Annotated in this window: 10 protein-coding genes; all 10 read right to left on the bottom strand. The window is 43.6% G+C overall.

Annotation, left to right across the window (positions count from 1 at the left end):
- Positions 1–511 (bottom strand): OprD family outer membrane porin (locus OA34_RS12795; RefSeq protein ID WP_039676004.1); only part of this gene is annotated, 511 nt, incomplete at its 3' end.
- A 280-nt stretch (positions 512–791) separates the two neighbouring features.
- A complete protein-coding gene (locus tag OA34_RS12800; RefSeq protein ID WP_039676006.1) occupies positions 792–1,646 on the bottom strand; it encodes a c-type cytochrome in 855 nt (284 codons plus the stop codon).
- Positions 1,643–2,896, bottom strand: a complete 1,254-nt coding sequence (locus tag OA34_RS12805) for a cytochrome b (protein WP_039676008.1) — start codon at positions 2,894–2,896, stop codon at positions 1,643–1,645. Before OA34_RS12805 ends, OA34_RS12800 begins: the two co-directional genes overlap by 4 nt.
- A 10-nt stretch (positions 2,897–2,906) precedes the next feature.
- A complete protein-coding gene (gene petA, locus OA34_RS12810; protein WP_039676010.1) occupies positions 2,907–3,410 on the bottom strand; it encodes a ubiquinol-cytochrome c reductase iron-sulfur subunit in 504 nt (167 codons plus the stop codon).
- A gap of 210 nt (positions 3,411–3,620) precedes the next feature.
- Positions 3,621–3,920, bottom strand: coding sequence for a c-type cytochrome (locus OA34_RS12815; RefSeq protein ID WP_039676011.1), 300 nt, complete (start codon positions 3,918–3,920; stop codon positions 3,621–3,623).
- 98 nt (positions 3,921–4,018) lie between these two features.
- The gene (locus OA34_RS12820; RefSeq protein WP_039676014.1) at positions 4,019–4,675 is read right to left on the bottom strand and encodes a molecular chaperone TorD family protein; all 657 of its coding nucleotides are present in this window, start codon (positions 4,673–4,675) and stop codon (positions 4,019–4,021) included.
- A 90-nt stretch (positions 4,676–4,765) separates the two neighbouring features.
- A complete protein-coding gene (locus tag OA34_RS12825) occupies positions 4,766–5,773 on the bottom strand; it encodes a 4Fe-4S dicluster domain-containing protein (protein WP_286683051.1) in 1,008 nt (335 codons plus the stop codon).
- Positions 5,766–8,612, bottom strand: a complete 2,847-nt coding sequence (locus OA34_RS12830) for a molybdopterin-dependent oxidoreductase (protein ID WP_286683052.1) — start codon at positions 8,610–8,612, stop codon at positions 5,766–5,768. Before OA34_RS12830 ends, OA34_RS12825 begins: the two co-directional genes overlap by 8 nt.
- 332 nt (positions 8,613–8,944) lie before the next feature.
- Positions 8,945–9,763: a chlorite dismutase family protein gene (locus tag OA34_RS12835; protein WP_039676016.1), complete on the bottom strand. Its 819-nt coding sequence runs from the start codon at positions 9,761–9,763 to the stop codon at positions 8,945–8,947.
- A 91-nt stretch (positions 9,764–9,854) separates the two neighbouring features.
- Positions 9,855–10,469: a transposase family protein gene (locus OA34_RS12840; RefSeq protein ID WP_039676018.1), complete on the bottom strand. Its 615-nt coding sequence runs from the start codon at positions 10,467–10,469 to the stop codon at positions 9,855–9,857.
- Between the last annotated feature and the right edge of the window lie 151 nt (positions 10,470–10,620).

Genomic DNA, 10,620 nt, shown 5'->3' on the forward strand with positions numbered 1-10,620 from the left:
GTGCTTGGAATTTTTGCACGTAGGCTGCGGTTAAAGTTGTGTTGGGAAGGTCGGTATTGACGATGCTTGCACCCTCAAATGCCTCTTTCACGATACGATTTCCTAAAGAGGCGATAAGTGGGGTATTGAGGAACATGCGTCCGACTTGAACAGTAGTTTTGCCTGCACTGTACGCTAAATACGCTTCGGAGAGTTGCGCACCCGAGCCGTACTCATCCCAACCAAACTGTGTTTTCGCATTGGAACTTGCAAACGGCGCACTGTTGGCTTGACCTGTTAAACCGAGGCTAAAGCCGTTGAAGGAGCCTGTCGTATACCCAAGAACAACGCCCGTATTGAAAATAGATTCACCCGAAATAGCAGGATTGCGGTCACGATCCCAGTAAAATGCTTTGAGTTCACCGCTTACTTTGCCTTCTTTGAACGCATCTGCCAACGTATCGGCACCAAAAGCACAGGTGCCAAGTCCCGCTACACACAAAGCTGCTAAGCTAAGATTTGCCAATTTCATATGTTTCTCCTTCGTAGTGAAATACTTTACATGTAAAGTATTGATGACGTTAATTTATGCCAAAAAAGATGCGCCGCCTATAAGGTGCAACGCTTCTGGGCAGATGCATAAACCCATCTGCCTAAATCTTTAATATGCCCGTTGTATTAAGAGTTAATGTGAAGCTTCAAGAAAATTTTAAATAAAAAAAAGAGCAAAAAAATCGAAGAGGATCAGCAAAATAGTGACGAAAAAACAAAGAAGAAATAAAAGAGAAGATAGCTATCAAAAAAGAGGCGGCTTACGCCGCTCTCTTCCAAATAGAAACTTTCCACAGGTACGCTATGAGGGTAAAAATAGCCATAAATCCGATGAGCTTCACGCCTAAACTCTCGCGCTCCGCTTTTTTGCGATCTCCCACTTTTTCGATGTAAGCGATCACTTGTTCTTGAGACGCTTCAGAGAGTCCCACGCGAGGCATCGCAATGCCCTCGACCATCTTCAGCGGTTCGTTGATAAATGTACTCAGATACTCCGCTTTTTTAGAGCGAATCATCATCGAAAGGTCGGGTGCTTCGGCTCCTAGATAATTTTTCATCGACGTACTCGGCGTTTGCGCTTTCAACGCGTCGTATTTCATACTATGGCATCTGCCGCACGCTTCTTCAAACACCCCTTTATCGGAAGGTTTTGTCGCAACGATGTTTTGAAGATACGCCACCACGTCGGCAATCTCTTGATCGCTGAAAAAGCCGTAGCTTGGCATAGCATAGGGCTTGGCATCGTTGAATTTGTGCGAAAGCTTGGTCGCACGCACGGGGTCTTTTAAAAATCCAGCAAGGTAGTTTTTATCGTAAATCACGCCCGCATGACTCAGATCGGGTGGGACAACACCGTAGCTACTTGCCGCATCTTCATGGCTCATCGGTGCTTCCAACCCTAGACTTTTAATGCCGTGACACGCGATGCAATTTGCCTCGACGAGCAATTTGCCGTTGTCCGCATTGCCGTTGACATGTAAAGGCTCCATCTCTTTAAAACCAAAATCGGCGGGGGCAACATGCGGGTGCATTTGCGAATGGGCATACGGTTCAACGCCCCAGTACGTCACGGCGGTAAAGAAGACCACAATGGCTAAAATCTTCACTTCTCTCATGCCTTCTCTCCTTTTTTCGCTTCGTATTTCGTGATAATCGGCAGGACGATAAAAAGCCCTAAGAAAAGCACCGCGGCAAAAAAGCCGACCCATGCGTTCACGCCCGTCGGCGGCAATTTACCGTAAACGGTGAGGACGATCATATCGACGACCAGCAACCAAAACCACACGAAAAACGCAGGGCGTTTGTGTGCCGGAGCCGTATTCATCGTATTGCGATCCAAAAACGGCAGTAAAAAAAACACCGTATTGGCAAACACAAACGCGATCAAGCCGATGTCCATCGCCGCCATGCCGCCGATGTCAAAGAAAAAGCCTCGAAGCACTTCGTAGTTCCACAAAAAATACCATTCCGGATAGATGTGTGCCGGAGTCTTCATCGAATTGGCGGGTTCAAAGTTGATCGGATCCATCGCAAAATCGAAGTGATAACAGACCAAAAAGAAGAAAAACGTCATAAAAAAACCGACGACGAAAAAGTCTTTGGATAAAAACACGGGCCAAAACGGTACGACGTTAGACTCTTTAACGCGCCCTTCTTTGTATGTTTTCGCTTCCGCTTCAAAATCGAGCTCTACGGAATCTTGGTTGTTGACATGCGGAAAGCGAAGCGTGTAAAAATGCACCGCGATGACCGCTAAGATCACCAGCGGTAACAAAACGACATGTAACATAAAAAAGCGCGTCAATGTTGCATCGGCAACGACGTAATCGCCGCGTATCCAGATCACGACCGCATCGCCGATCACGGGAATACCGCTGAAAAGATTGGTAATGACTTGCGCCGCCCAGTAGCTCATCTGTCCCCACGGAAGCATATAGCCGCTAAACGCTTCGGCGGAAAACGCCACAAAAAGTACCATACCCGTCAACCAAATCATCTCGCGCCCTTTTTTATACGAGCCGTAGTAAATACCCGTAAAAAGGTGAATGTAGATGATCAAAAACGTCGCCGACGCCGCAACGCCGTGCATATGTCGCCACAACCAACCGTACTCGACTTCTTGCATAATGGTATAGTTCACGCTATCAAACGCTAAAGCAACGTCCGGTTTATAATACATCAGTAACAAAAGTCCCGTCACCAACAATACCGCAAACAAAGCAATCAAAACCACGCCCATTGCCCAGAGGAAGTTAATATTTTTAGGAATCCAGTACTCAGTCATCAGTACTTTGGCCAATACTTTTACTGCCAAACGCTGATCAAGCCAATCAATCACGCCCGTGGCTTTTTTTATTTCTGCCATGCCCGTCTCCTTACGCTTTTTTCACAAGTTTGAGGTACTCAGGACCTTCTTCGCCCAAGACCAGTTTTTCACCATCAATTTTAAACGGTGGGATATCCATGGGGCGTGGTGGTGGTCCAAAGGTATTAACACCGCTTGCATCAAACTCACCTCCATGACAGGCGCATTTAAACTGAGCACTTTTAGGTGTCCATGTCGGAATACACCCTAAGTGGGTACACAAGCCAATGATGACGGTGTAATCTTTATTGCCCGCTACCACATCACGACTGGCATTTTTTTTCATCTCTGCCGTTTTCTTCAAAATGAAGATGGGTTTACCTCTCCATTGAAGTGTTTGCAACTCTCCCTCACTCATTGGTGAGAGATCTACGGTAATAAATCCAGCAGATTGTACACTGGGAAGTGGATCCCATGTCTTTTTCATGGCACCCAGAGCAATCACGCCCCCAACTGCCGCAAAACCGCCGAATGCCATGCCTAGAAAGTCTCGTCTACTCTTCTCAACAGCCATCCTTTTTCCTTTCGTTTAGTATGCATTAATTTTATTGCAGTAATGATTGAGATTCTATGATATAGATCATTATTGGGTTTGTTGTTTTAGAGTAAGTCTATTTGCTATAGTGAAAATTTACTATCTCTATTCACCTCTATTTTATGTAATTTTTTACATGTGAAGAACTAAATTCTTCACATGTAAAACCGCGGGAAATAGCCCCAGCGGTTATTTGCCTAATCCTATAACATACTCCGAAACTGCCTTGATCTCTTCATCTGTATAGCTTCCAATCTGACCTATCATTAAAGCTTTCATGGGGCCTCCATAACTTCCATCTTGGTAGCCTTTAAGAGCTGCGATATTATCTTCTAGGCTCATATTAGCGATGATTTTACTCTTTCCAAGCGCCATTTTTTCAGCGTTTGCCCCATGGCAAGCCACACATTTTTTATACAAAGCTGCTCCATCTGCAGCAACACTATAACTAGCTAGCGCCACCAATGCGACTAAAACTAAAGCTTTCATTTTCACTCCTTTTAAATGTTGTTAGAAATCTATTTTGAATTATTATGATTTTCTGACACAGGTCATAATAATCTCTGTGGTCTCATTGTAGGTTTGTTTCAACTTTTCTCTTTAACTGGACTAATCTTCTTAAGATACTCCAAATCAACCTCGATAAACCTGGCCAACAAATCTGTTAAACCTATGTAGAAGGTGGCTATGTCGCGCTTGCGCACCTCATTTCGTAGATGTGGCATCCAAGGTGCCAGATGACGCTCTAAAAAATCGCGTTGTGCCATAATGTACGGGGTTTTATCAATCCCATCCTGGGATTGCTTCAATGCTAGGAATTGCATGAATTCCAGCTCGGCTGTAATCCGGTCTTCTAACTCATGAATCTCTTTTTTGACCTCCAAACCAAAATTTCCATAGAAGTCTTTGAGTTCCAGTAACAGGTCCGGTTTGCCACCTTTTTTTACATAATCCCCCTCATAAAGTGAGACACTACGCTTTGGAAGATCAGTTTCAAACGCAGTCAAATAAAGTGCTTCGAACTCCTCGTAATTCACCGTCATCTTGAGTTCTGGGGCAAGCGTCATCTCAAAGGCCTCCATAATCTCAGGTGCTGCTTTGCCTATTGCCACACTAAGCTCCCTAACAAAACTCCCATTATTCCAGAATTCATACAATGCCGTATCTGGATATGTAAATCCAAGCGCCAACATTCCATATAAACTTGCTCGCCCTTCTTGTTGTTCACTAAATGAATCGTTCATCGTTCTTTCTCCTGATTATTTGCTTCTGCGTATTGTTGCTGTGGAAATTAAGGTTGGGGTCAACAACGACCCCAACCTTATGATCACCCACTAAGTCAATGGAGAAATCATCATTGAATCACTAAACTCACCAATCATGATGTCCATAAGCTCTGATTTTTTGCCAGCAATCTTCTTTGCACGCTCAGCCTTCAGCACCGCAAGCACGCCACCGACCTTAGACCCGAATAAACCTTGCAGTACACCTATTGGCATTTTCTGCGTCTCCATCATATTGCCTTTTTCATCTTGCATAGCCGGTCCTACAAATGGTGGAATGTAGAGCACATTAGGCTCGGTTCCAAATTCTGGATGTAATGGCATAGCCACCTTCCAAAGCTTGGCAAGCTTATATACGGAACTGTTGACATCATCAATGAAGCCAACATGCATTGCGCGACCTACGCACTGCGCAACACAAGCTGTAGCGACCCCTTTTTCGATTCTAGGGAAGCAGCCAATGCATTTATTCGACTGATGGTCAGTTTCATTGAAGTAGATCTTGCCGTACGGACAGGCCTTGACGCACTCCTTCACACCCACACATTTTTCTAGATTGATAACCTTCAATCCATCCTCAGCACGCACATAAATGGAGTCAGTTGGACAAGCCTCCACACACGCTGGATTCGTGCAGTGATTACACATGCGTGGCAAATATGCGAATATATTGTTCGGGTATTCACCGACACCTTGATCCTCATCCCAGTTCGGCGCCCAGCGTGGTTCAGGGCTTGGCTTTACAGAACCTTTTTTGCCCTCAAACAGGCGAGCTGCAAAGTCGTACTTAAACGGTACGCCGTATTCATCCAAGGTTGGATAATGACCGTCCGTCTGAAGCATGCCGTTTTTGTATCCACCACCCTTGCTCTGCCAGTTTTTTGGATAACCCAAACCTGGAGTGGTTTCTACATTACGCCAGTACATAAACTCCTGTCCTGGAGCTGTCGACCACAATTTCTTGCAAGCCACGGTACAAGTTTGACAGCCGATACATTTGTTGAGATCAACAATGAAAGTCAACTGACGCTTTGGGGTTGTTATCATCTTCTTAGACATGACTTATATCCTTCTCATTTTGGGTAGCTGCTGCTGTTAACCCAGCGGTAACAGAACCTGTATAGCGACGTATCTCGACGCGCGTATCGCGCTGAACACCACCCGGTCCGTAGTAATTAGCCCTGAACTTAAGGTGTGCATAGTTGCCGACTAGGGATGTCGGATTTATGCGTATAGGCAATGGGTTCTGTGAATTTTCCCCTCCGAATTTACCCATGTAGAGTTCAGGTTCGTGATGCATACTTACCATGCCTGCCTGCATCCCATTGCGAATCTTGCACCGCACCATCGTCTTGCCATGATCATTCCAGACCTCTATCCAGTCGTTGTCCTTAATTCCACGAGCCTTTGCGTCCACCGGTGAAATCTCGCACATAGGACCTCCTCGCTGCAGACGCAACATCAAAATATTGTCCTTCCAATTGGATTGAACACTGTAACGATTGTGTGGCGTGCAGAAGCGTAATGGATACTGATCCGCATTAACAGGAGTCTTGTATACAGGAAATTCAACACCCAAATCGAAAAATGTCGGGTGATCTATGTAAAACTGTTCGCGTCCAGTCAATGTTGGCCACGGCTTCTTCTTCTGAATGAAGTGTTGAAGTGGCGTATATGGAACACCTTCTTTCATAGGTGAAGTCCAGTTGCTCTTGAAGCGCTGTGGTCCTTCCTTACGAATCATCTCCAAGGTTATACCCTGTGTCTGAGGTGCATTGTCCAAAATAAATTGACAAGCCTGTTCATCGGTCGCAAGCTTTCCACCGTCAATCTGTAAATCATAGAGCTTAGTTAGGTCTCGCGCTATATTGAACTTCTCATCAAAATACTTTGTAAATCCTTTTTTCTCTGCGACTTCACCCACTTTCTTGGATAGCAGAGCAAAAATCTCCCAGTCTGTTTTTGATTCCCACATAGGTGCTATAGCTGGCTCTGTCATGTGTATAAAGGTGTGCTCCTCGTTCATACTGAGGTCGGTCTTTTCATACCAATGTGCACTTGGCAATACCACATCTGAATATAGTGCCGTGCTATCCATACGGATATTCAAGTTCACCGTCAAATTCAGTTTTGGCCACAAGTTGCGTAATACATAATCAAGACCCTTGGCATTATTCAACCAATTGCTTCGATAGCAGATAAAGACCTTGGGGTCACGCCCATTCTCCGGGAAAAGTGGCATCTGTCCGCTTTTCAATGATTCACGGAGATATTTCGCGGTATCAATGTTTTCATTCTCCATCGCATCATAGACATTACCATGGTAGTAGGTCCAGATGGTAGTTTGACAGAAGCGATGCTTATCACCGAGAGGGAAGGAGAGCTTACCAACGCCCGGCAAGGGAGTAGGCTTCCACTGACCAACATAGTGATTGACACCTGTTCCGTTGTAACCTTCGTTGCCGGTCATTGCACACAACAAGAGGAATGTGCGCATAATAGTGTCACTCCAATACCAGTGGTTTGTACCAGCGCCCATGATGATCATTGATGGCTTGTTCATGGCAAAATCACGCGCCATTTGTATGATAACGCTAGGCGCCACACCAGTGATCTTCGAAACTTTTTCCGGAGTGTACTCATTTAGCTTGGGCTTGTAAGCCTCAAATACCGGCTGAACTTTTACCGTCCCACCGTCTACAAGCTTAACATTAAATGTACCTTCAAGGGCAGGATCTAGATCACCCAGCTCAAGATAGCCATCTGGAAAAGTAAGCGTATTTCGACCCATGAAACCTGGTTGGATTTTGGCTTTCGTCTCTGGCTCTTCGCCCCAGCTACCTTTCATTAATGCCGGCTTCTTAGTCTTGGTGTCCCAAGTATAGAATTTATCCTTTGAGCCGCCTTTCACCATATCGGCCTCACGCAGATACATCTTGGTGTCAGTGCGAATCAGAAACGGAAGATCTGTCTGTTCTTTCAGATTATGCTCTTCGTAGAGTTTTTCTTTGACAATCACATTTACCATGCCCAAAGCCAAGGCAGCATCAGTTCCCGGCTTTATTGGAACAAACACGTCTGCTTTGGTGGCAGTGGCATTGAAATCGGGGGAGATGACATACATCTTGCTACCGTTCAGTACTGCTTCTTGAAGGAAGTGTGCATCGGGAATACGGGTCTGAGCACTGTTAGCACCCCACATCAGGATTGTTCGGCCGTTATACCAATCAGCGGTTTCGCATGTATCTCCTTGCAGGCCCTGAGTCTGTGTCTGACCGGTAGGATGGTCGGCGTACCAGTCAAAAAAGGTGTGCGTATGCCCCCCGATAAATGAGGCAAAACGATGCCCAGCTGCGAAAGAGACTGGGGAAACTGCCGGTACTGGAGTGTATACGCTGATGCAGTCGGAAGCGTCATTTTTAAGCGTATCGACAATTCCATTTGCGACATACTCAAGCGCCTCATCCCAAGAAACTCGACGCCACTTACCTTCGCCCCGTTCCCCTACACGGATTAGCGGATACTTGATGCGGTGAGGGCTATAAATATAGTCAGAAGCACACTCACCCTTATTGCAACCACGTGGATTATATTCGGGGATTCCGTTTAGCTTTGGAGTATCCTTGGATTGCTCTTCACGCATCACCACACCATTTTTGGTGTAGACAAAATGTGGGCAAGAACCTGTACAGTTGACCAAGTGTGTTCCGCGGGTTTTTTTGTCCCAGGACCACTGCTCACGATGGAAATCTTCCCATCCCGTATATTCATGCTGGATCATTGGATCCTTGGTTTGCGCCAGCGTGCTTGTCACTATGGATCCATTTGCAAGCATCACAAGGGATACTTGCCCCATAGTTTTCAAAAAATCGCGACGTGTTGAACTAAATTTGTTCATAGTGAACTCCTTAATTTAGTATAATAACAATTGAATTTATCTTCTTTAATCATAATACTTTCCCATCTGCAAGACTAATTCTAAATTTCTTTGTATTTAAGCCATATATTACTTTTAGTAGCAACTATTCTACAGATAAAACAAAAAATTATCCTCTTTTAGGCTCTAAAGCAATTACAGTAAAATGACCATGAACACATCAAATTAATCAGTGATTATTAATCCCTCAGCATTCTGAAAAGAAACTATATTTATTTTTAATTTTAAAAAAAGTAGCCGCCCCATAAAGTTAGGATTTGATCCTGCGGAGCGACTAATTTACTTTGAACTCGCTATTTGGAAAGAGCTTTAAAGACATCGGCAACAGGCATAATTGATCCCATAATGGTAGGTTTACCATAACGAACATTGTAGAGATTCTCTGATACGGAAAACAACTTGATGTTGAGATCATTGAAGGCTTTCAAATCATTGGTTTCGAAGTAGGTAATCCAGTCAGCGTCATCAATCCCAGTGGAATGGTAGAGCTTACGGTTGATATTAACCAAATACGGTAATGTTGGGATTGTGTGATCTTTCATTAACGCTAGTTTTTCATTTTCGGTCATATTCCACCATGCAGCATTCTTTGTGATAGGAAGCACAAATGCATATCTAGGCGGTTTTTCCGAGTATTTTGTGGATTTCAGTCCATCCAGAAGCGCTGGTGCCTTTTCCTTGGTTATATGATTTAGACCTTTAGTGATGCCATTGATGGCAAAGGTTATATTTGAGTATCGACCTATAGTCGTGGCTTTGAAAGCAATTAGAAATTCTTGCACAGCAGATGGATCATAACCATTTATCCGAAAAAGAAAGTCCGATTCACTCTCAAAACCCCGCGTGAGGTATGCATCAACACGGATAGAGTCGCTGTGCTTCTTGACTAAAGCTTCTACTTCATTAACTGCCTTGTCACGCTCAGCCATGGTCAACTTATAATAGTCCGGATCAATCTTATAGGTATTAAACTGACCAAACACCCCTGCTTCACTAAGAGCCACAATCTTGTCCGGATCTATCTTCATCTTATCATCCGCCATAGCTCCTGTTAAAACTACAGAAGCAACAAATAACCCTGCAACCAATCTGGCTGTACTAAACAATCTCATCTTGTCTCCTTTTTTTTAAAATGCAAGCTAATTATAGTTTTTTTTTTGTGTAGTTTTTGTGTAGTACCCCACCACTTATAACAAGATACTCCTATCTTACACTCTTACAACAGTTGCCCTTGATATCCATAGTATTTAAAATCTCAAATTGTGTGAGCAGTGCATCAAATGAAAAGACTTGCTCCTCTTGGCTAAAGCGTTTATCTTCGAGTAGCTCTTTAAGTGCTTTGATTTCACTTTTTTTGTTTTTGTCTAAAAACTTATGGGCAAATACAATACCAATCTCTTTATCTAAGATATTTAAAATAGCTCTATGAGAGGCTTGAGTATATTGACCATTGGCATCACTCCCTTGTAGCCACTTGCCACCTATTGCAGTACTTTTTTGTGTGATGTATTCCCAAAAATAGTCTCTAAATACGCTCTCTAGAGCATTATTGTCGGTGTTGATTAAAAGGGTGTGCAAGGTTGATCTTGAGGGGATTTGAATCTTATCTTTGGCGAATAATTCTGTGAGTATTAAACTCTCTTGATTGTAAATCATCCATGTATGAATATCTTTAAATGTTGTATTGCCTTTGATAAGTGCAAAGAGTGTTATGAAGAGTACTTCATGGAGGGGATACTCTATCTTTCCTATATCAACTTTGTAATCTGGTATCTGCTTTAATGCTTCAAGCAGTTGCTCTTTTTTGCTTAGATTCACTTTGACTCCTTATTTTTTAGGAGCGAGCCACTTGCAGATTCCCACAAACAACCCATAATTTAAGCTAATTTAAATTTTAAAAAGCCTTTTGAAATCATGTAAATGTTATAATTTTTTACCACAAAAATAATACAAAACATCAATCAAATAG

The sequence above is a fragment of the Sulfurospirillum sp. MES genome, from assembly GCF_000789415.1.
Lineage (GTDB): Bacteria > Campylobacterota > Campylobacteria > Campylobacterales > Sulfurospirillaceae > Sulfurospirillum > Sulfurospirillum cavolei.